This is a genomic window from Culturomica massiliensis, assembly GCF_900091655.1.
Lineage (GTDB): Bacteria > Bacteroidota > Bacteroidia > Bacteroidales > Marinifilaceae > Culturomica > Culturomica massiliensis.
The window spans coordinates 350,103-372,735 of record NZ_LT594621.1 but is presented as its reverse complement, the minus strand read 5'-3'; the positions used below and the strand labels follow the sequence as shown (position 1 = coordinate 372,735).

15 protein-coding genes and 1 tRNA gene are annotated in these 22,633 nt (G+C 41.1%); 4 read left to right on the top strand and 12 right to left on the bottom strand.

Annotation, left to right across the window (positions count from 1 at the left end; genetic code table 11):
- Positions 1–346: 346 nt before the first annotated feature.
- From BN8908_RS02640 to BN8908_RS02610, 6 genes are all read right to left on the bottom strand, one after another.
- Positions 347–655 carry a helix-turn-helix domain-containing protein gene (locus tag BN8908_RS02640; RefSeq protein WP_068688854.1) on the bottom strand — a complete coding sequence of 103 codons (309 nt, stop codon included), beginning with the start codon at positions 653–655 and terminating at the stop codon, positions 347–349.
- An 818-nt stretch (positions 656–1,473) separates the two neighbouring features.
- On the bottom strand, positions 1,474–1,749 hold the full coding sequence (locus BN8908_RS02635; RefSeq protein WP_068688850.1) for a helix-turn-helix domain-containing protein: 276 nt from the start codon (positions 1,747–1,749) through the stop codon (positions 1,474–1,476).
- 1,241 nt (positions 1,750–2,990) lie between these two features.
- A complete protein-coding gene (locus BN8908_RS02625; RefSeq protein WP_068688844.1) occupies positions 2,991–4,238 on the bottom strand; it encodes a Y-family DNA polymerase in 1,248 nt (415 codons plus the stop codon).
- A gap of 2 nt (positions 4,239–4,240) precedes the next feature.
- Positions 4,241–4,693 carry a LexA family protein gene (locus BN8908_RS02620; protein WP_068688843.1) on the bottom strand — a complete coding sequence of 151 codons (453 nt, stop codon included), beginning with the start codon at positions 4,691–4,693 and terminating at the stop codon, positions 4,241–4,243.
- Between the two features lie 120 nt (positions 4,694–4,813).
- Positions 4,814–6,154, bottom strand: coding sequence for a site-specific integrase (locus BN8908_RS02615; protein ID WP_068688839.1), 1,341 nt, complete (start codon positions 6,152–6,154; stop codon positions 4,814–4,816).
- A 293-nt stretch (positions 6,155–6,447) separates the two neighbouring features.
- Positions 6,448–6,520: transfer RNA gene (locus BN8908_RS02610), tRNA-Lys, on the bottom strand.
- Between the two features lie 206 nt (positions 6,521–6,726).
- On the opposite strand from BN8908_RS02610, the gene BN8908_RS02605 reads away from it, so the two are divergent.
- Positions 6,727–7,338: a thymidine kinase gene (locus BN8908_RS02605; protein ID WP_021987355.1), complete on the top strand. Its 612-nt coding sequence runs from the start codon at positions 6,727–6,729 to the stop codon at positions 7,336–7,338.
- On the opposite strand, the gene BN8908_RS02600 is transcribed toward BN8908_RS02605, so the two are convergent.
- The 4 genes from BN8908_RS02600 to BN8908_RS02585 form a co-directional block, all read right to left on the bottom strand.
- Positions 7,322–7,918, bottom strand: coding sequence for an IMPACT family protein (locus BN8908_RS02600; RefSeq protein WP_068688837.1), 597 nt, complete (start codon positions 7,916–7,918; stop codon positions 7,322–7,324). The genes BN8908_RS02605 and BN8908_RS02600 overlap by 17 nt on opposite strands.
- Positions 7,919–7,992: 74 nt before the next feature.
- Entirely contained in the window at positions 7,993–9,417 is a 1,425-nt protein-coding gene (gene dnaA / locus BN8908_RS02595) for a chromosomal replication initiator protein DnaA (protein WP_068688836.1), read from the bottom strand.
- Between the two features lie 380 nt (positions 9,418–9,797).
- Positions 9,798–10,988, bottom strand: coding sequence for an MlaD family protein (locus tag BN8908_RS02590; RefSeq protein ID WP_068688835.1), 1,191 nt, complete (start codon positions 10,986–10,988; stop codon positions 9,798–9,800).
- A 1-nt stretch (position 10,989) separates the two neighbouring features.
- Positions 10,990–12,123 (bottom strand): N-acetylmuramoyl-L-alanine amidase family protein, encoded by a 1,134-nt coding sequence (locus tag BN8908_RS02585; RefSeq protein WP_068688834.1) that lies wholly within the window; start codon positions 12,121–12,123, stop codon positions 10,990–10,992.
- 173 nt (positions 12,124–12,296) lie between these two features.
- On the opposite strand from BN8908_RS02585, the gene BN8908_RS02580 reads away from it, so the two are divergent.
- Complete coding sequence (locus tag BN8908_RS02580; RefSeq protein ID WP_068688833.1) at positions 12,297–14,897, top strand: putative LPS assembly protein LptD; 2,601 nt, start codon at positions 12,297–12,299, stop codon at positions 14,895–14,897.
- 120 nt (positions 14,898–15,017) lie between these two features.
- Here BN8908_RS02580 and rlmB read toward each other — a convergent pair whose 3' ends face one another.
- A complete protein-coding gene (gene rlmB / locus BN8908_RS02575) occupies positions 15,018–15,761 on the bottom strand; it encodes a 23S rRNA (guanosine(2251)-2'-O)-methyltransferase RlmB (RefSeq protein WP_068688832.1) in 744 nt (247 codons plus the stop codon).
- Positions 15,762–15,832: 71 nt separating this feature from the next.
- Positions 15,833–17,773: an ABC-F family ATP-binding cassette domain-containing protein gene (locus BN8908_RS02570; RefSeq protein WP_068692059.1), complete on the bottom strand. Its 1,941-nt coding sequence runs from the start codon at positions 17,771–17,773 to the stop codon at positions 15,833–15,835.
- A gap of 347 nt (positions 17,774–18,120) precedes the next feature.
- Here BN8908_RS02570 and pruA point away from each other — a divergent pair, with 347 nt between their 5' ends.
- Together pruA and BN8908_RS02560 are read left to right on the top strand one after the other, a co-directional pair.
- Positions 18,121–19,752, top strand: a complete 1,632-nt coding sequence (pruA, locus tag BN8908_RS02565; RefSeq protein WP_021987363.1) for an L-glutamate gamma-semialdehyde dehydrogenase — start codon at positions 18,121–18,123, stop codon at positions 19,750–19,752.
- A 373-nt stretch (positions 19,753–20,125) separates the two neighbouring features.
- On the top strand, positions 20,126–22,633 hold the full coding sequence (locus BN8908_RS02560) for a beta-N-acetylglucosaminidase (protein WP_068688830.1): 2,508 nt from the start codon (positions 20,126–20,128) through the stop codon (positions 22,631–22,633).

Below are 22,633 nucleotides of genomic sequence, written 5' to 3'. Positions count from 1 at the left end.
AAGAGTTTTAAAGGACAAAAAGATATAAAGAAAGGGGAAGTAGTTAATTGTAAATCTATATTTCATCCAGGATAGGTGGATGTTCAGGTAACAAAATTATTGCCCCTTCCTATTTTTAGGAGTAAGTCGTAAATAAGAATTTAAGTGAAGTACATATATCTGTTTTTCGGACAATCAAAAGCATCTTTTCGTGATACAGAAACATATTTATTTCTCTTAACTACTAAAAAAATACGCACCAAGCTTACACACAAGAATATAATATATGCGATTAGATTGAAGATATGAAAAATAAAAAGATTGAACCATTTCATAAATAAAAAAACACTCTTTGCGAGTGTTTCTTTCATAGTTTGCGCCGTGTTGTGTTTCTATGTTTGTTTGGATGTAACCGATTATATTCTTCTATACAATCCATATCGACGAATGGATCAGGGAAAAAGTCTGTGATACGGCATTCTAATGCTTTGGCAATCTCATTAAGCTGATTCAGGTTATATTTTTCAATGCTGTTTATGCTTTCGACGTGCCCGACATAAGCAACATCGACATTGATACGCATAGACAGTTCTTTTTGGCTTACACCAATCTCAAGCCGTCTTTTTCTAACCGCATCAATTACATATCTTTCTATTTCTGTCACCCTCTTCTTCATATAACCTATAAAGTGTACGTAAAAGTGACATGTTTATTTTGGTAATTTGGTGAGTAATTAAACAGTATTCGATAATATTAACTACCTTTGTTGTAATAAAGAGAGGTCTAAGAATATAAATACTAAAACCATTAAAAAAATATTGTAGATTGCAAAAGGAATTTGCTGTGAATAAAATTTGCCAAATATGAAAAAATAGCGCAAAAGTGAATATAAAAATAGTATAAGTTTAAATTTTAACCTTCTCATTAAAAGTTTACAAAACTTATTAATTATCAAAATCTTATACTTTAACTCTCGTCTAAAAGGGCGTGGATTGTGATCTATTTGTGAAAAGGGTGTTTGGCGATACCTTGATGGTGGATAGTAAAACAGTTCACGCCTCGTTTTAATTATTATAAACGCCAAACAATATGAAACAGGTTGATCAGTTACAAGATTTAAGTTATTTGACTTTTTTCCTTTCGGTTTATATTTCGATTTATAAAATTCTCTATATGGATCGATGAAACAACAGAAAATACAGAAAAACAACTTATTTATCAAAGTTGATTTTACATGTAACTAACTCGAAATTCAATTTGATATGTTAGAGAAAATTCATATATTTGTTACGCATTTCATTACCAGAAGGCGGGTTAAACCTGCCAAGTTGTGCCAAGCATGGTTTATGCTTGTTACACTTCATACAGCGGTTTCGCCCCCCGTGTGGAGTGTTAATGCACCTACTGCCTTCTGGGTGAAATGCAACGGGTCAGGCGGAACCGTTTCTTTTCGCCCTTATATTAATTATACAAATTTATGAAATAGAATATTACTTATTCATTATTCAATCTCCAATTATACTTTATTTCATCATAATCAAGAAATGGAGAGGGTAATAAATCAGAAAGTGAACAATCTAAGGCTTGTGCTATTGAATTTAATTGATAGATATTAAGTTTTTGCCTGTTACTATCTGTGCGACTTAATGAATGAGAGATAAAATCAGAGTTACGACCAATACGCAAAGACAATTCAGACGCAGTAACATTTTTCTCTTTCATTATTTTTACTAAAGCCGTTGCAATATATTCGTCCAAAGGAGTCCACATAATTTTTTTTATTATTCTGACAGTAAAGGAATAATAATTTAAATCAGGACTCCGACGACATGACGTCGGAAAGAGAATTGAATTATAAGTGAAATAAAAACAAAGGACTACCAAAACCAAATAAAAGTATGAATAGGACAAACTGCCACAGAGAGGGTGCGCGAGTACCGAATGAATCGCCAAGTACCACAAGGACAATCAATTGTCTAACCTTAAAACCACGTCCGCCACCAAAGGAAAAATCACACACTATCAAACTTCTACTATAATTTGAAGTTTGATTAGAATTAAAGAATTAATCAAGGTACTTTTCCGGGAAAAAGTCACGTATTGAACAGTCAAAAATTTTAGCAAGTGCGTTTAAATGTAAAAGGTTATATTTCTGGGGACACTTTTTACTTTCAATTTGCCCAACAAAGCCGTTCGATGCGCCTAATTTATCAGAAAGTTCGGCTTGGGATGTGTTGAATTTTAGCAGCATAAAATTAGGATTTATCTATTTTTTTATATTTCTTTGCTGAGTAAATATACAGCAAAAGAGTGCTGTATATTTTGAAATATTGGAGCGTTGTAAGCTTGTTATCTACGGCAAAACTGGAAATTTTAATTCGGAAGATAACAATAAGTGCAACGCTCACATCTAAACTTCGTATATTTGCAAAATTATCATAAGTTTAGGGTGGGCGTGTCTTGTTGTTCCGAAGGTATTCCAGTACCTGCCGTACAGTAAGCTGTAAGTCCCACCCTATTCTTCTATCCTTGTCGGAACGATCATAGCCGGGACTTCATTAAAATATAACACAGGTTTTCTCACGATTAGAGGTAGCCATAAAAAGGTTATAATCTGAAAGATTGCTTGTTTTAGGCTATCTCTTTTTTAAGTTCTTTGTTTTTTAAGTTATCCTATGTGTTTTTTGTTGTAATGTTTTTCAGAAAAGACAAGCCGGAAACGGTAGCATACACAAATACCCCAGACATTACGCTGCTTATAGATTAGCGGAGCAAATAACGGCATAGGTATAGGGACGGGACTGCTACCTGTCCCTATTTTATAAGAGTTGCATGTTAGCGATCATAGGTTTAAATAAGTGAATTATGCGTAGAATTTAAACCGGGAAATAGCCCGGAATTAGAAATAGTTACCGGGCATTTCTTTTTTAATTGAATACACAACATGGCGTTTGTGTGACTTGGGATACATCGGGGGTGCTTTTACAGCATCCCCCCTTTTTCGCAGACGATTACCGTATCTCAATAATATCGTCTAAATTTGTAGTGTACCGCCGGGAAATATATTCGTTTTTCAATTGCCATTTTTTCCCGTTTCCCTGCGCTGCCATGCGTAAAGTGTTAGCACCGTTTTTTTTGTTAATTGCGTCAAGAACCTGAAATAGTCGCTTTTGCTTATTGCGATCAATCTTATCAAATAGATTACCCTGTATTTCTTTTGCGGGAACGATACCGGAAACTATTACGCCTGCTTTTTTGTATTGATACCCTTTAAAATAAATTAGTTCCAACACTTGACGGGCTACCGTTATTAATTCTGATGCGGCATTAGTAGCGACAGGAAGCTGAATAGATTTTATTTGATAATATTGAGGCAAATCGGGGCGGAAACGGTTTGTAAGTAGAAAAACTGTTAAAGTTCCTGCGGCTGTATTTTGTTCCCGGAGTTTACGGGAGCATGCTGCCGCGAAGTTTGAAACGGCAACCCGTATATCAGAGTAATCTGTAAGCATTTCTGCAAATGACCGGGACGTACAAATACTTTTTTTATTTGACGGAAGCTCAAACTCAAAACAAGGTTCACCCTGCAATTCTTGCCATGTGCGAACGCCGACCACTTTCATATAGCAACGTACCCAACTTTCACGTTTACGAATAAAATCATAAGCTGTTTTTACCCCATGATAATTTAGAAGTTGCCCGTATTTGTCGCCAATTCCCCAAATATCACTGACCGGGAATAATTTTAGTGCTTTTTCCCTTTTTTCCGGCGTATCGATCATACATACCCCCCGGTAACCTTTGTATTTTTTGGCGTATTTTGATGCCATTTTAGCCAACGTCTTTGTTGGAGCAATTCCCAGGCTGACAGGAATCCCCGTTGATCTACGAACAAATTTTGTAAGGTTTTGAGCGAAATTTACCACCTCTGTATCAGGAACTATTGAGAGGTCTAAAAAAGCTTCGTCTATGGAATAAATTTCAATTTTTGGGACAAAATTTTGCAATGTATTCATTACCCGCTGGGACATATCACCATATAAGGTTTGATTTGAAGAAAACGCTATAATATTATCTTTGCCTTCTAATTTAAAGTATGGATCACCCATTGCAATACCGATAGCTTTAGCTTCTTGCGAACGTGCTATCACACATCCGTCATTATTGCTAAGAACGATAACAGGCTTTCCGTTAAGATCAGGACGAAATACTCGCTCACAACTAACAAAGAAGTTATTACAATCGACCAGACCGAACATTTTTATTTCCTTTTCTTAATTGTGTATGTGACAACGCCCCAAACCAAAAATTCATTATCCGGTGTGACCATGATAGGCTGGTAAGCGTCATTAGCAGGCATTAGCCATATTTTATCGGGAGCGGGATTGTTTGATTCAAAATGAATAAATTTCAACGTAAATTCACCGTCTATAAACGCGACTACCATATCGCCATCAGACGGTTGCAGGGATTTGTCGATGACAAGTATATCTCCTTCCTCAACCCCTGCATCACACAAGGAATTACCCCGTACCCTCCCAAAGAAAGTAGACGCATGATGTTTTATTAATTCGGTGTTTAGATCAATGGATAATTCCATATAATCTTGTGCAGGGCTTGGAAACCCGGCAAAGATACCCCCCTCCGCAAAGTTTAGTTTTAATTCAGTTGTTACGTCAGCAGAAAATAATTCAATCACCACATGCTTTTCCATATTGCAAAATTAGCAATTAAAAAAGCTACTACATTGTTAAAGTGTTAATTATAAGATAGTTTATGAATACTTATAAGTTTATGGGTTAAAATTTAAAAGGGAGTTTTAAACTCCCTTATTTCATATGGCGATTGAAATTCGTTGTTTATCTCGCAGACGTTCCGACAGCATATTCATATCTTCGGTTAGCTTTTTATCGACGATTTTTGCATATATCTGTGTCGTGCGGATAGATTTATGCCCTAAAAGTTTCTGTACGGTTTCAAGTGGTACGCCATTTGTCAGACAAATTGTAGTGGCAAAAGTATGACGGGCGGTGTGATAGGTCAGTTTTTTATTTATCCCGACGATTTGGGCTATTTCTTTCAGAAAGCGGTTCGTGTTTTGATTACTTATCATTGGAAATAATTGACCGTCTGGCAATTTGCCTTTATATTTGTCAATAATTTCTGTAGGTACATCTAATAATAAGACCTTAAAGTTTTCTAAAGTTTTTGCACGTTTTTTTATAATGTATTGATTACCGTCGATGTATTTCTGTAAGTCCTTTTGCTCAAAGCTGCTGGCATCAATGTAGCTTAATCCGGTGTAACATGCCATGATGTAACTATCCCGGACGCGGCTCAAAGTTTCGGATGCAAAAGGATATTCATATAATCTGCATAATTCTTCTTCATCTAACCGATCTCTTTCTGTTTCTTCAAAGTGGATTCGGAATAAACTTGCCGGATTGGTTGGGATGATTCCCATATTGAAAGCTAAGTTTATGATAGTACATAATTTTTGTATATTCTTCATTGCGGCATTATGCTGGCAAGGAAAATTTTTAAGCATGAACATTTGAAAATTCTTGATAAAGAATATATCAACTTTTTTTATGGGTATAGCCCAATCCCCGTATTCCTCCAGCATAAATAAAATTAAACGGTTACGGGTGCATAGATAACGACCGTAGGTTACATGCGTTAATTCTCCCGCTTCTACTTCCTTTCTCCGAGAGTCTATGTATGTGTCGAAATATTCTAATAAAGTTATTCCGATTTCTTCCAATTCCTTGCGTTCCCGTTCTTCTTCGATTTTTCTCCGTTCCTCTTCTTCTTTTACTTTTTTTATAGCTTCTTCCTTAGCTCTCTTTTCAGGCGTTTTGCTGAGTTCGACATAAGCATCCCGAACGGTAATAGCAGATATAAAACCGTCTTTTAATAATAAATCAGTTTTTAAATTTTCAATAATCTCCCTGATCTTTATTAATGAAATATTTATCCTTTGTGCTTCCGGGCTGCGCCCTTTAGCTTGGTTACATTTAGCATCCCATATTTTTTCAGATATACGTAAGCCGGTACTGAACTTTCTCCGATCTCCGTTAATAACGATGTTTCCGTGAATTGATCTTTTACCTTCCGTATCGAGCATTTGGCGGTTAATAAAAAATGTAACTCCGTTGTCTGTGCTTCTTCCCATAATTTTACATTTAAAGGTTACAAAAATACGTTTACATCCTGAATGTTTGATGTTTTAACCCTTAGACAATGTGGGAGTTATGCAGTCATGTGGTCTTCTTCCCGTCCACGCCATTTTAGGCAAAAAAGGCGAAAAGTACATGGACGGATAGTGGACGGATAAGTGACCGTTTTAGGCTTAAATTGTCAATATGCAAAGACGGGGACGGCTTGGCAAAAGACACAAAAAAACCTGTAATGTCTTAATATTACAGGTTTTACAATAAGTATTGACCGATTTTGACACGGTTTTTGTGATCCGCCTGGGATTCGAACCCAGGACCCCAACATTAAAAGTGTTGTGCTCTACCTACTGAGCTAGCGAATCAGTCTTTTGCCTAATTGCGGGTGCAAAGATAGGGGGAAAATCCGGAAAATGCAAATTTTATCTGTAATTTTTTACATTTTATTATATCTTACAGTATATCAGACGACAAAACTGTTCATAAATAAACGGATTTTATCAATTCTTTTCATTGCCCGAATATGGGGATTTTTATATTTTTGCCGGGGATAAGATTAATTCAATAAAAGATGTTTTTGGAAAGTGCCAGCAAAGCGGGATGGATAGAAGTGATCTGTGGATCAATGTTTTCAGGTAAGACGGAAGAATTGATTCGGCGCCTGAAACGGGCGCAATTTGCACGACAGCGGGTGGAAATTTTCAAGCCGAAAATTGATATCCGGTATTCGGAGGAGGAAGTTGTATCGCATGATGCCAATTCAATCCGCTCCACCCCTGTGGAAAATTCCGGAAATATCTTACTGCTCACAGGAGAGGTCGATGTCGTGGGAATAGACGAAGCCCAGTTTTTCGACGCCAACATTGTGGCGGTCTGTCAAAAACTGGCCGACAGCGGTATACGGGTCATCGTAGCCGGATTGGATATGGATTTCCTGGGAAAACCCTTCGGGCCGATGCCACAACTCATGGCTATTGCAGAATATGTAACCAAAGTGCATGCCATCTGTGTACATTGCGGTAACATCGCACAGCATTCCCATCGCCTTACAGCCAACGACCGGCTGGTTATGCTGGGGGAAAAAGACACCTACGAGCCTTTATGCAGACATTGTTTCAATAAAGCGAAAAACGAGGAACAGAAGCAGAAAAGTGAAGCCGGAAAACTCAATTTTCAAAACTAAGGAATTCTATTTGCTGTAAGCGGGAACTCAAACGGGAGGCATTCTGTTTACGGATAGATAACGTCATCCGGCATTCCATAGAGAAATCACGGGACATGACTTCCGGTTCTTCTTCCTTTACCACCCGCATGACTTCATTCATAACGGTATAGTCGAATTTAATACGAAAAACCTCGTCATCGGTTTTCTCGACGATCCGGGCATGACCGATAGCATCGGCAGCAGCAGCCCGGTAGGCATTGATCAAACCGGAAACCCCTAATTTTATTCCGCCGAAATAACGCACGACAACAATCAGGATATCTGTCAGATCATAGGAAAGAATCTGCCCCAGAATGGGTTTCCCCGCCGTAGAAGAGGGCTCTCCGTCGTCATTCGCCCGGAATTTTTTCTTATCGACACCCAATCGGTACGCATAACAGTGGTGGCGGGCATCGTAATACCTGACTTTGATTTCCTCCACGATTTCCTTTACAGCTTCTTCTGTACGGACGGGATAAGCCAATGCGATAAATTTACTGCCCTTCTCCTTGTATAATCCCTCTGCCGGAGTTTCTATCGTTTTGTAGACATCTTCCATAGCTTAAAAAAAGGGGCTAAAATTCAGTCCCGGACTAAACTCTAACCCCTCGTTAATTCATTTATACTTTCCGATCAATTGCTGCAATACAATTTTTTCTGAATCTCTTCCACTTCTATACGGAACTTTCTATCAGTCTCCATCAGATCGGTAACAGCTTTACAGGCATACAATACCGTTGCATGATCCTTTTTGCCGATCTGATTTCCGATAAACGACAAAGAAGCTTTCGTATAATTCTTACAAAAATACATTGCCAACTGACGCGCCTGTACCACTTCCCGCTTCCGGGTCTTCGCCTGCAAAGCTTCCGGCTCGATATGGAAATGAGTACATATCACCTGCTGAATTTTATCGACCGTCAAATCCTCGGTTGCCTGTTTCCGAACCATCTTACCCAAAATATCCCTGACCAGCTCAACCGTCAGATCCTTTTTATTAAAGGTAGCCTGCGCCAGCAAAGAAATCATCGCTCCCTCGAGCTCCCGGACATTGTTATTTACAAATTTACAAATATAGGCAATCACATCGTCAGAAAATTCAATACCATCTTTCTTTGCCTTGTACAATACAATTTCTTTACGGGTTTCAAAATCCGGCGATTTGATTTCTGCGGACAACCCCCATTTAAAACGGGACAGCAACCGGTCTTCAATCCCGCTCAACTCAGCCGGAGCCTTATCACAAGTCAGTATCAACTGTTTTCCGAGTTGCTGCAAATGGTTGAATATATGGAAAAAAGTGTTCTGCGTAGCCGTCTTGCCTGCCAATTCGTGAATATCGTCCAAAATCAATACATCTATCAATTGATAGAAATGCAGAAAATCGTTGATTTCATTCTTTCGTACGGCTTCGGTAAACTGTGTCTGAAAAAGATTGGTAGATACATATAATACGATCTTCTCCGGAAAATTTTGCTTTACTTCCAGTCCGATGGCTTGTGCCAGATGGGTTTTTCCCAATCCGGAACCACCGTATATCAGCAAAGGATTAAAAGCGGTTCCTCCCGGATTCTGTCCGATAGCCATACCGGCAGATTTCGCCAAACGGTTACAGCCGCCTTCAACAAAACTTTCCATTGTATAAGCCGGGTTCAATTGAGAATCGATCTGTAAACGGCTCACATTCCGTTCGAACGGATTTTTCAATCCGCCGGAAATCTGATTGTTCAGATAAATGGTATTCGCTTCCGGTTTTTTCTCAGGCGATGAAGACATGGTAACTGATAACGGCTTTTTAGGCTGATTCTCAACAACAACCGAATATTCCAACTTGGCATTCGGACCGATCACTGTCTTCAAAGAACTGCGCAATATATCTATAAAACGCTCTTCCAGGCATTCGTAAACATAGCTACTCGCTACCTGTATCGTCAACACCCCCTCCTTGAACCTCAAAGGACGTATCGGCTCAAACCATGTCTTGTATGTTTTGGGCGGCAACTGCTCCTCAATCAACTTCAAACATTTCGACCAAATTATTTTACAATCTTTTTCCATAGTTCTGTTATACAGATATATATATTATACTCTTCTTCTCTGTTTTGGGAACGCTAATTTCCAAAAAAAAACCAACAAAAAAAAATCGGTTTTTATTTGATTTTTTATAAAAAGCCATTAAGGTTTATTTATCAGCGATTTAGATACACATAACTGATTATCAGTTATATATAAACAAAATCCAAGATTTTTTTAAAGAAAATTTTCTTATATAATACAAGAAAACAGACTCAAAATTTATACGGGATTGTCCTGCCTAAAATATTAAAGCAGAAGGTGAGTGAACGCTTCAACATTTGACATAAAAATAAGTTTCGTTACAACATTATGTCAACTACATCCCTCCCTTAAAACGATCCTATTTAGAAGCGTTCTACATATTAGTTTTGTGATATTTTAACAATAAATGCATCTTTGAAAGCTTTATTAACAATAGTCAAATCCTTCTCTGCCCGCTTCAAAGTAGCATAGCTTCCAATCAAATAAAAGAAACGCCCGTGACGTTTAATTTCCTTTAAATCAGGATATTTCAGATACAACTCGGCTGTCAGCGGAAGCGGCTTCTCCGATTCATAAATGGCAATTCCATAATTGTCTTTCCCCTGTTTTCCCGATCCGCCGAAATCAAAAAGGGACAAATTAACAAACCGTTTGGGATCAGACCTGAAATCGACCAGTAACTTATTCAGGTTCTCACTGACGGCTGTCAGATTATAATACAGATCGTCATCGTTGACCATCTCTCCGAACGTTCCTTTTCCCCGGTTAATTTTCCGGGTAATCGAATCGAGCTGTTCCAATATACCGTTAAGACGATGTACCGTTTGGTTCAGGTTTACACTCCGCAACGAGTCGGAAATAACGACGATATTATCGATACCCCGGGAGATATTATGGTTATTTTCCCGCAAATTGGCTGATATGCTATTGACATTTTCCAATATCGAGGCAATTTGCGAAGATTGCCCTGTAATCAACTGGTCGAGTCCAGCAGAAGCATGCTCTACATTCGACAATGTATTCCGTACACTCTGCAAACTCTTTTCAATATTCCCTTTCGTATTGCTGTTAAATACTTCCTGTATATCGGTCAATACGGAATCGAGGGAAGAAAGTATATTTTCAGCCTTCAGTTTCAGGGGTTGTATCTGCTTATTCATTTGCTCTATCAACCCCAACTCTATTTGGGTTTTCAACGTATCTCCGCTATTGGCATAAGCAAGAGCATTCCCCGGTATAATATTGATAGCTTTCGAGCCCATCAAATCAGTACTCTGTATAGCCGCTATCGAATTAGCCGGGATTTCCAGATTTTTTCCTATTGAAAACTGCACCAATACCCGGTCGAAACGTTTCCCGATAAAGCGGATGGCATTTACCTGTCCCACGTGATATCCTCTATATACAACACTACTGGATACCTTCAGTCCATCCACCCGTTCATACACCCCATAAAACATATTGTTCCGGTCGAACAAGGCTTTCGCTTTCAGAAAATTAATACCCCAAATCAGGATAACCACTGCGGCAATAGCCGTTATGGCCAACTTCACTTCCTTCCTTATTTTCATATCATTTCAATTTCTTTTCTATTTCCCGTGCCTCCGCAATCTTAATTAATTTTCCTTTATGTACGGCTATTATAAAGCAATCTTTTACAATTTTACGAACTTTCCCCAAACTTTTCTTCACGTCATCAAAACTTTGTGCCGCACCGACATAATAGCGGTAGCGATCACCGGTATGTATTTCACAAACAGAAAAAGAAGAACACAACTTAGCCGGTTCCTTGATTTTTGCACCCGCCGAAGCGACTTGCACCGCATAGAAAAAATCGGTCGGAATCACCGTATTCTTTTCTTCATCCGGTACAGAAACCTCCTCTGAATCTTCGGTTCCGGCCTGACTCAAAATAGCGCTGTTTCTTTCGACATGTGCCTTATAGCGAATAAAAGCCGTCACAATAGAATTGGCCATCTTACGCTGTCCGGCAGACGAATTTAAAAAAATTTCTTCCTCCGGATTGGACAAAAATCCCAATTCCACCAAAATAGCCGGCATTGCTACATCCTTCAAAACCAAGTACCCTGCCTGTTGCACACTGCGATCCTTCTTTGCTGTACTCTTGATCAATTCTTCCTGTACCAATCCGGCAAACTCGAGACTTTTGCCGAGATACAGACTCTGCATCATCGAAAAAATAATATAAGACTCTGCATTGGAAGGATCAAAACCGGCATATTTCACCGTATAATCGTCCTCGTATTTGATTACCGAGTTTTCACGCATAGCCACCTTCAAATTCGCCTCCGTCTTGTGTAAACCGAGTATATACGTTTCAATTCCGCGTACCGAACGTTCTTTTACGGCATTCGCATGAATGGAGATAAAAAGATCAGCTTTCTGGTCGTTAGCAAATTTACTCCGGTCTCCCAATTGGACAAATACATCTTTTTGCCGGGTATATACAACTTTTACATCAGGCACTTTTTCCTTGATCAACCGCCCCACTTCCAAAGCCACTTTCAGGGTAATATTCTTTTCATAACTCTTTGATCCGACACAACCGGGATCTTTTCCGCCATGCCCTGCGTCAATGCAAACGCAACGAATTTTGCCCAAATCAGCCTGAGCAACAGCACTTAATGAAAGGATAAAAAACAAAAATACCAACAAAAACCAACCCGCCCCGTATCGAATTATCATGACATTTAAAACTTTTTAAAAAGAATCGTGAGTATTAACAATCAATATTTCTTACATTTGCCCTCCGAATACAGAAAGTAAAACGGCAATTATATTCAATACAAAAATAATACAATAAATTGCAAATTAGAGAATATATATACCAATTTATTAAGGTGTGTTTCATTTTTATAATGACAACATTTTCTTTCTCAATACTTTCTGCACAAGAGAAAGCCGACTCCTTACACCTTCTACGACCTCTTTCCCTACCCCCTGCCGACACCTTAGTCGTCGTAAGCGACACGATACGGGTCGATACGGTCAGCGGAGATTCGGTCAAACCCGACAAACCTCTTTTTAAAGATATCATCTCTTACGATGCCGAAGATTCCATCCGTTTTTCTATCGAGCAAAAAAAAGTATATCTGTACGGAAATGCAAACGTCAAGTATTTAAAAACCGAACTAAACGCCCAATTCATTGAATTGGACATGGATAAGAAACAGGCTTTCGCATCCGGGATGCCGGATACGTCAGGTACGTTGATCGGTACTCCGAAATTTAAAGACGGAGGTCAGGAGTTCGAATCCAAAGAATTGAAATACAATTTCGAAACGGGAAAAGGATTTGTCAAGGAAATCATTACCCAGGAAGGCGACGGCTATGTACAGGGCAAATTGACCAAACGAATGTCCGACTCGATTTATTGTGTGAAAGACGGTTGGTATACAACTTGTGACCAGCACGATCATCCGCATTTCTATATTCATATGCGACGGGCCAAAATGATAAAGGATAAAAAAGTGATCTCCGGTCTGGCAAACCTGGTTATCGAAGATGTTCCTCTTCCGCTCGCTATCCCGTTCGGCTTCTTTCCCATTACCAAAAAAGGGACCTCGGGTATTATCATGCCCACCTATGGAGATGAACGGATGCGTGGTTTTAATCTTAGAAACGGCGGATATTATTTTGCGATCAGCGATTACATTGACCTGTCTTTGACCGGAGATATATATACCAACGGCTCGTGGGGACTGAACGTAATATCCAATTACCGTAAAAAATACAAATACAGCGGTAATCTCAATTTTACGATGAGCCGCAACCATACCAGCGAAAAAGGTATGCCGGACTATACCCAATCCAGCGACTGGTCGATCCGGTGGACCCATTCGCAAGATGCTAAAGCCAATCCGTACAGCACGTTTTCTGCATCGGTAGATATGTCTTCAGCCAACAACAACTATTACAACTCCACTAATATCAATGATATTGCCAACCAGCGTAAACAGTCGAGTATATCCTGGAGTAAAAAATGGCCGGAAAAACCGTTCAGCCTTACGGCAGCGTTCAATCACAACCAAAATAGCCGCGACTCTTCGATTTCATTGACCTTTCCGAACGTCAATTTCCGGGTCAGCCAGTTTTACCCGTTCCGGAAAAAAGGAAAATCGAGTAATCTGAAATGGTACGATAACATTGCCACCTCTTATACGGCGGAATTACGAAACAGCATACAAACAAAAGAAGATCTGCTGTTTAAATCATCCCTGGCAAAAGACTGGCAAAACGGTTTCAAGCATTCGATACCGTTGAGTACGACCATCAACCTGATCAAAGACGTATCCTTGACCCCGAATTTTTCTTATAACGGTGTATTATACCTGCATGCCATCGAAAAAACCTGGGTAAGCGATACCTCTTATGCAGCCGGAGGCTATGTAAAAAAGGATACGACCTATGGGTTACATTATGCCCACAATTACAGCGGATCGTTATCACTGGCTTATAACCCGACGATCTACGGTATGTTTATGTTTAAACCGAACAGCAAGATACATGCTATCCGCCACGTAATCCGCCCGAGTATATCCGTTTCCTATTCTCCGAAAATGGGCGTAAAAAAAAGCAAATATCATAAGGTATATCTGGACCAGAATAATCAGGCACAGGAATATTCCATATTTGAAGACGGTATATACGGTACCCCCACCGGTACGCTGGAATCTTCCGGTACAATCAACTTAAGCCTGGACAACAATGTGGAAATGAAGGTCAGAAACGACCAGGATACGACCGGCGAAGACGAATTTAAAAAGATAAAGCTACTGGAAAGTTTCCGTATCGCCACCAGTTACGACATGTTCAGGGATTCCCTGAACTGGAGTGATATCAGATTGAGTGCCCGCACCAAGCTGTTCAACAACCGAATCAACCTGGACGTAAGCGCAACTCTGGATCCCTATGCCGTCAACGTCAACGGAACGAAAATCAACCGCTATAACGGTGGACTCGGACGTCTCAAAAGCGTCACGGCTTCTACCGGCATACAGTTCTCTTCTGACAACGGCAAAAACAAAGAAGAGAAAAACGACCTGGTAGGTGGATTTTATGACCGGTACACCGATTTCGACGTACCCTGGTCGTTCAATATCGATTACACACTGAACTATTCGAAAAGTTGGACTAAAAACTCGGCAGAAGGTGCCACAAAAGCCCTTTCGAGCAGCACCCTTTCACAAATGTTACGTATCAACGGTGATTTTTCGCTGACTCCAAAAATGAAAATCGGTTTCTCTACGGGATACGATTTCGGTAACCACGAAGTGACAGCTACCAGTTTCAATATCACCCGCGACCTGCATTGCTGGGATATGACATTTTCCTGTATCCCGTTCGGTACACACCAGTCATACAACTTCCAAATCAACGTACGCTCAAGCTTATTGAAAGACCTCAAACTAACGAAAAAAGAATCCTGGTACGATACCGGCAATTTCTATAACAGATAAACGGACTTATACGGCTTTTACTCCGGTAAGAACAAATGGCATCGCGCCTTTATGTCAAAATAAAAAAACGTGTGAATGATAATCTCCACACGTTTTATATTTTCGAAAATATTTTTCCGGTTATCCGCGCTGACGGACCACTTCAAACAACATTACCGCGGCAGCGGCCGACACATTCAGCGATTCAATCTCTCCTTTCAACGGAATCTTAATCTGCTGATTCACGATATTTAATATACCTTCGTCAATACCTTTATCTTCTGCTCCCATAACAATCGCCAGCGGCAGGGTCATATCAGCTCCGGTATACAACTCGGTTGCTTTTTCCGTAGCCGCATACACATAAATCTTCCGGTCGAATTTTAATTCCCGCACTAATTTTTTCAAATTGAGGATCCGGCAGACAGGTATATGATACAATGCTCCGGCAGACGTCTTTATGGCATCCGAGGAAATTTTAGCCGAATTTTTATTCGGAATGACGATCGCATGTACTCCTGCACAAGCCGCACTTCTGGCTATTGCCCCGAAATTGCGTACATCGGTAATCCGGTCGAGAATCAATATAAACGGTACTTCCCCTCTCGCTTCTACAGCATCCAATACCTCATTAAGATCCTGATAAGCCACAGGGGAAACCTCTGCCAACACCCCCTGATGATTGCGGTCGGCAACCGGTTTAAACACTTCATCCGGTACATATTGGAAAGGAATGTTATTTTCCCGGATCAAAGCAAACAACGACTGGAACAATTCGCCGCGCGTACCTTGCTTCAACATCACTTTATCGATTTCTTTCCCCTGCTGTATCGCTTCCATAACAGCCCGGATTCCGAAAATATACTCTTGTTTGTACTTCGCCATATATTTTTATTTCTAATTATTATTAAGGGCACCTCCTTTTCTGTCAATCCAAAAGTTTCCCTTTATGTAAATCAATATTTTTCTTTCAACTCCTCCAAAGCTTCATGTGCCGCTTCCCACTCCGTCAAACACTCTTCCTGACGTTTTTTTACTTCGTCATACTCTTTATAAAGCCGGTCCTCAATTTCTCCCGTAGCCATACGTCTTTCCATCTCCTCCTGCTTTTTTTCCAGAGCGGCGATTTCCTGCTCCACCTTCCCGATCCGCTGTTCGGCTTTCCTGATTTCCCGGTTCCACTGCTTCCGTTCTTCAAACGACACTTTATTCTCTGAAACCGTTTCTTCTGTAATTCCAGCCTCACCCTTCCCCTTTCCGGATTTCCAGCGTTCGTATTCGCTGAAACAAGCTATTTTTTTAGCTGCCAGAAAATCCGTCACTCCTCCCAGATATTCTTTTACGCCATGATTGGCAAATTCATACACTTTATCGGCCAAACCGGACAGGAAATCCCGGTCGTGGGAAACGACAATCACCGTTCCTTCGAAATTACGCAATGCTTCTTTCAATATATCCTTCGTCCGCATATCCAAATGGTTCGTCGGCTCATCGAGTATCAGTACATTATAAGGCTCAAGCAATAAACGTACCATTGCCAAACGGGTGCGCTCCCCTCCGGACAAAACTTCTACCTTTTTATCGACATCTTCTCCGGAAAACAAAAAAGCGCCGAGAATATCCCGTATTTTCTTGCGAATCTCTCCGACAGCCACCCGATCCACCGTATCCAGTACAGTCAGCCGGGTATCCAGTAAATCAGCCTGATTTTGTGCAAAATAGCCGATATTCACATTATGACCGACTTTTAAAAGCCCGTCATAAGGAATTTCGTTCATGATCATCTTAACCAAAGTAGATTTACCTTCACCGTTTTTCCCGACAAAAGCCACTTTTTCTCCCCGCAATATATCAACATCCACCTCTTTTATCACCAGTTTTTCACCATAGGATTTATGCAATCCCCGCCCACTGATAACAATCTCACCGGAACGTACCGCCGGCTGAAAACGGATCCTGATACGAGCCGTATCCTCCTGCTCGACTTCTATCCGATCGATTTTCTCCAATTGCTTAATACGGGATTGTACTTGTACGGCTTTCGTCGCCTTATACCGGAAACGCTCGATAAAATCTTCCATATCCCGGATTTGGTTCTGTTGATTCTGATAGGCCCGTAATTGTTGTTCTACCCGCTCTTTACGCAACTCCGTATATTTGGAATACGATACTTTATAGTCGTATACTTTTCCCAATGAAATTTCAATGGTCCTGGAAGTAACATTATCCAGGAATGCCCGGTCGTGGGAAACCAATACGACTGCTCCCGGATAGCTCTGCAAAAAAGATTCCAGCCAGGAGATTGATTCAATATCCAGGTGATTGGTCGGTTCATCGAGTAAAAAAATGTCGGGCTTTTCCAATAAAATCTTTGCCAGTTCGATACGCATACGCCATCCGCCGCTAAACTCCTCACATTTACGTTCCATATCTTCATTGGTAAATCCAAGTCCTTTCAGCACCAGCTCTACTTCTCCATTCACATTTCCTTCTCCCCGCAACGTCAGTTGTTCCGTTTTATCGTTGATCCGGTCAATCAAATGCATATAGGCCTCTGATTCATAATCGGTACGCTCTGCCAATTCCGCATTCAGCCGGTCAACCTCTTCCCGCAAGGCCAGCAAATCGGAAAAAGCCTTTTCTGCTTCCTTCCGTACCGTATTTCCATCCTTGTATAACATGCTTTGCGGCAAATAGCCCAAACGAAGGTCTGAAGCCATCGAAATATTACCTTCAGAAGGCTGTTGTAATCCGGCCAGCATCTTCAACATCGTCGATTTACCTGCCCCGTTACGCCCCGTCAAACCAATACGGTCTTTCTTATTGATCAGAAAAGAAACCGAATCCAACAGGTAAAAACCCCCGAAAACAACGCTCACATTATTTACCGAAATCATAAATATTTGAAAATGAAAAAATGAAAATGGAAAATTCCGGCGCAAAGATAGGAAATATATTACAAATTGCAGAAAGTAAAAGTCATGGAAAGGATTATTGCTATATTGTTCATTTCCGGTAAACCGGAATTTCAGAACCCGGTTTACCTTATTTATGATATACAAATTCTCCTAAAAGATCTCTTCCCGCATATAAATACAAGCCTCTTACTTTCGTAACCCTATACTTTAGATTCTGTCAAAAATCATCCTTTTAAATCCCAAACCTGTCATTTGTCATATTTTTTATCTGGGAAATATTTTTATATTTGTGAACGTGAAAAAATTAACACTTAAAACATACAAACATGCCTAAAGGAGTATACAAATTACCAAACATGACGAACGAACCGGTAAAAACTTATGCACCCGGTTCTCCCGAGCGTAAAGCATTGCAGGAAAAACTGGCGGAAGTAAAACGCCAGGTAGTCGATTTACCGATGATTATTGACGGCAAAGAAGTACGTACCGGAAAATTAATGGATATTCGTCCGCCTCATGAACACAAACACCTGTTGGGACATTATCATCAGGGAGACGCCAGCCACGTACAAATGGCCATCGACGCTGCTTTGAAGGCTAAACCGGCTTGGGAAAAAATGCACTGGGAAAGCCGTGCGGCCATTTTCTTAAAAGCGGCAGAACTGATCAGCGGTCCTTACCGCCAGTTAATGAATGCCGTGACAATGCTCGGACAATCTAAAAATGCATTTCAGGCTGAAATCGATTGTGTTGCCGAACTGGCAGATTTCTATCGTTTCAACGTAAAAAATATGTACGAAATCTATCATATGCAACCGAACTCAGCCCCCGGTATATGGAATCGCACCGTATGGCGGCCGTTGGAAGGTTTTGTTTTTGCACTAACACCGTTCAACTTCACCTCTATTGCCGGTAATCTTCCGGGTGCTCCGGTTTTAATGGGTAACGTATGTGTTTGGAAACCGTCGAAAACTGCGGTTTATTCTGCACATCTGATCATGCAAATCTTAAAAGAAGCCGGATTACCCGACGGAGTTATCAATCTGGTATATTGCTCCGGCCCTGCTGCATCGGAAGTGATCCTTGGCAGTAAAGATTTTGCCGGAATCCATTTTACAGGCTCTACCGGAGTTTTCAACAGCGTATGGTCGAATATCGTTAAAAACATTGACAAATATCGTACTTATCCGCGTATTGTGGGTGAAACCGGAGGTAAGGACTATATCTTCGCCGACCCGACAGCACCGGCAAAACAAGTAGCCACAGCCATGGTCAGAGGGGCTTTCGAATACCAGGGACAGAAATGTTCGGCTGCTTCCCGTGCTTACATTCCTGCCAACATCTGGCCGGAAGTACGGAAATACGTTGAAGCCGATCTGGCTAAAATAAAAGTAGGCGGCGTGGAAGATTTTACCAATTTTGTCAATGCTGTAATCGATGAAGATTCGTTCGACAAGCTGGCTAAAGCCATTGACGAAGCGAAAGCTTCTCCGGACGCAGAGGTTATTATCGGCGGTAAATACGACAAATCGGAAGGTTATTTTATTTATCCGACCGTTATCCAGGCCAAGAAACCGGATTATGCAACCATGCTGGAAGAATTGTTCGGCCCCGTACTGACCGTTTATGTATACGAACCGGATAAAGTTGCGGAAACACTGGACATCCTGGATAATACCTCTACGTATGCCCTGACAGGAGCCATTTTCTCCCAGGACAGAGCAGCCATCGAAAAAATGACGGAAAGACTGACCCATACAGCGGGTAACTTTTATATCAACGACAAACCGACAGGAGCCGTCGTTGACCAGCAACCGTTCGGTGGCGGCCGTGCTTCCGGTACCAACGATAAAGCCGGTTCCGTATTGAACATGTTACGTTGGGTATCGCCGCAAACCATCAAGGAAACTTTTGTTCCCGCAACGGATTATATGTATCCGAACTTTTTAGAAGATTGATTCACAAATCTACATACAAATTGTAGACTCTGGATTTACGATTTTAGATTGATCTCACAGCTTTCCCGCTAAACAAGAAAAATCATAAATCGTAAATTTAAAATAAAGATAACGAGGATGTGTAAATACATCCTCGTTTTTATTTCCCTAAACTTTATTAAAAATTTTATTATCTTTGGCCAGGCTACTAAAGATTCGTCCCCGGATTTTACGGATTTGAACCAGAAGAGGAAAAAGGACGAAAAAAAGTAAAATAAACTTTTTTACAAAGCATTCTTTATTATCGGAACCGAAGTTTCAGGATAAAGAATTTACAGTTTTATTTAATTTGAGACCGAAAATCAATCATTAATCATAAAATTAAATTCAAAACATGCGTATTCTTTCCTTACTTTTATGTGTGCTGACAATCACATTTCTACAAGCTCAGGATATAAAAATATATCCGACACCCCAATCCGTTAAAACCAATGCCCGGACAATCGTTCTGGACGCCCCGGTATTTTTGAACGGCGCAGCAGAAGCCGACACGACAGCAGTCGAACAACTTCGTCTATTGCTAAAAAGCGGAGCACAAAAGAAAAGCTATACGATTTATATCGGAGAGAGAAACGATCGTGCGGTAAAAAAATACGACAAATTCATTCCACAAGTGGCGGGAGGTTATTATTTATCCATTACCCCTGCCAAAACCGTAATTGCGGGAAATGATGAAAGAGGTACATTTTATGCCGTACAGACGCTAAAGCAATTAGTAAAAAACGACACGCTCCCGGAAATAGAAATCACAGACTATCCGACGGTAGCTTTCCGCGGTGTTGTCGAAGGATTTTACGGGCAGCCCTGGAGCCACAAAGACCGGATCAGCCAGCTCCGTTTCTATGGAGAAAATAAATTGAACACCTACATTTACGGTCCGAAAGACGATCCCTACCACAGTTCTCCCCATTGGCGAAAGGCATATCCGGAAAAAGAAGCCCGCCAGATCAGCGAACTGGTTGCTTTATCCAAAGCCAGTAAAGTCGATTTTGTCTGGGCAGTTCATCCGGGACAAGACATACAATGGAATGACGATGACCGTCAGGCCCTTCTCGACAAATTCGAAAATATGTACAAATTAGGCGTCCGTTCTTTTGCCGTATTCTTCGACGATATTTCCGGTGAAGGAACCGATCCGGTTCGCCAGGCAGAATTACTCAATTTCCTGCACGACCGATTCGTTGCTAAAAAAACAGATGTGACACCCCTTATCATGTGTCCGACCGAATACAACAAAAGCTGGTCAAATCCCAAGCCGGGTACTTATCTCGATATTTTAGGCGACAAACTGTATCCTTCCATTATGATTATGTGGACAGGTGACCGGGTTATCTCAGACATCACAGCCGAAGGGCTGGAGTGGATCAACAAACGCATCAAACGTCCGGCCTATATATGGTGGAATTTCCCTGTCAATGACTACGTACGCGATCACCTTTTAATGGGACCTTCCTACGGGCTGGACCTAACGGTAGGCCAACAAATGTCGGGATTCGTTTCCAATCCGATGGAACGTGCCGAAGCTTCAAAAATTGCTATTTTCAGTGTAGCCGATTATGCCTGGAATCCTGCAAAATACGATTCGAATGCTGCCTGGGAAAAAGCCATTCAGGTGGTCATGCCTCACGCTGCCGACGCTTTCCGTACTTTCGCTGCCCACAACTCCGACCTGGGAAAAAACGGACACCGGTACAGAAGAGACGAATCGGTCGAAATCAAACCCACCATCGAAAAATTTACAGCCGACTATCGTAAAGGCATACTTTCCGACCAATTATTAAAAGAAATTGCAAACGAATACCAAAAAATAGCTGTTGCCGGCACTTCCATTAGAGCTTTCAACGACAATCCGGAACTGATCCGAGAAATCACACCCTGGCTGGAACAATTTACGGTCTTAGGCAAAGCCGGACTAGCCGTAACCCGACTGCTAACCCTGAAAGCTCCTCACGAAATCTGGAAAGCTTATTGCGAATTTTTAAACCTGGAAGCCCAACGACAGGCAATCGATAAAAAAGAAAATCAAAATCCCTACCAACCCGGAGTAAAAACCGGTTCTTTGGTGATGCAACCCTTTATTGATACCATCGCTTCCCTGATTGCCGCCCGGTTTTATATACAGTCGGGCGGTAATACCTTGACTTCAACGGCTACAGCAGAACCGCAATTGTACACAGATATTACCCAATTGAAAAACCAGACCTTACAACAAACCTCAAACACAGTGGCTATCAACCCGGTATTGGAAGTGATCAAAATCGGCGCCGGTCAATACGCAGGAATTGAACTCCCGCAAACACCTGCTGCCCTCCAACTGGAAGCTGAACTAAACACAGCCATTGGTAACTGGGGAAAATTCCAAATCTCGACAGACGGGAAGACTTGGGAAGACAGGACCCCCAACAGCCGGACAAACACAGTTATCACATTGAATGATAAGCCTGTCCGGTTTGTCCGGTTTTGCAATACCGGGAAAAAAGACCGGGAAATTTACCTGAAAAAATTCATATTGACCCTGACAGCATCCGACGACCGCCTAAAAGAACTGGCATTCCTTCAAGACGGTAAACTCAACACGGCTTGTCCCCTGTCACAAAGAGAAAGCATCACTGTAGTCAATCCCTGTTCCGGACAGAATACAACCGTGACCATTTTACAGAACACTTCCGACCCCGTTTCCCTTAAAGTCACAGGTTTCAACAGCAAAGGCAATCCGACAGAACTAGGCATCATTACAGAAGCCTATGCCCGGCTGGATTGCCCTGCCGGTATAACCACCCTTCGTCTGACTTCGGAAAAAGGCGCAACAAACCTGAATGAAATCATCTGGCGGCAAAACTAA

Coding starts and splice junctions, on each gene's coding strand:
- BN8908_RS02640 (WP_068688854.1), bottom strand. CDS start 655: ATGAAGAAGAGGGTGACAGAAATAGAAAGATATGTAATTGATGCGGTT.
- BN8908_RS02635 (WP_068688850.1), bottom strand. CDS start 1,749: ATGTGGACTCCTTTGGACGAATATATTGCAACGGCTTTAGTAAAAATA.
- BN8908_RS02625 (WP_068688844.1), bottom strand. CDS start 4,238: ATGTTCGGTCTGGTCGATTGTAATAACTTCTTTGTTAGTTGTGAGCGA.
- BN8908_RS02620 (WP_068688843.1), bottom strand. CDS start 4,693: ATGGAAAAGCATGTGGTGATTGAATTATTTTCTGCTGACGTAACAACT.
- BN8908_RS02615 (WP_068688839.1), bottom strand. CDS start 6,154: ATGGGAAGAAGCACAGACAACGGAGTTACATTTTTTATTAACCGCCAA.
- BN8908_RS02605 (WP_021987355.1), top strand. CDS start 6,727: ATGTTTTTGGAAAGTGCCAGCAAAGCGGGATGGATAGAAGTGATCTGT.
- BN8908_RS02600 (WP_068688837.1), bottom strand. CDS start 7,918: ATGGAAGATGTCTACAAAACGATAGAAACTCCGGCAGAGGGATTATAC.
- dnaA (WP_068688836.1), bottom strand. CDS start 9,417: ATGGAAAAAGATTGTAAAATAATTTGGTCGAAATGTTTGAAGTTGATT.
- BN8908_RS02590 (WP_068688835.1), bottom strand. CDS start 10,988: ATGAAAATAAGGAAGGAAGTGAAGTTGGCCATAACGGCTATTGCCGCA.
- BN8908_RS02585 (WP_068688834.1), bottom strand. CDS start 12,123: ATGATAATTCGATACGGGGCGGGTTGGTTTTTGTTGGTATTTTTGTTT.
- BN8908_RS02580 (WP_068688833.1), top strand. CDS start 12,297: ATGACAACATTTTCTTTCTCAATACTTTCTGCACAAGAGAAAGCCGAC.
- rlmB (WP_068688832.1), bottom strand. CDS start 15,761: ATGGCGAAGTACAAACAAGAGTATATTTTCGGAATCCGGGCTGTTATG.
- BN8908_RS02570 (WP_068692059.1), bottom strand. CDS start 17,773: ATGATTTCGGTAAATAATGTGAGCGTTGTTTTCGGGGGTTTTTACCTG.
- pruA (WP_021987363.1), top strand. CDS start 18,121: ATGCCTAAAGGAGTATACAAATTACCAAACATGACGAACGAACCGGTA.
- BN8908_RS02560 (WP_068688830.1), top strand. CDS start 20,126: ATGCGTATTCTTTCCTTACTTTTATGTGTGCTGACAATCACATTTCTA.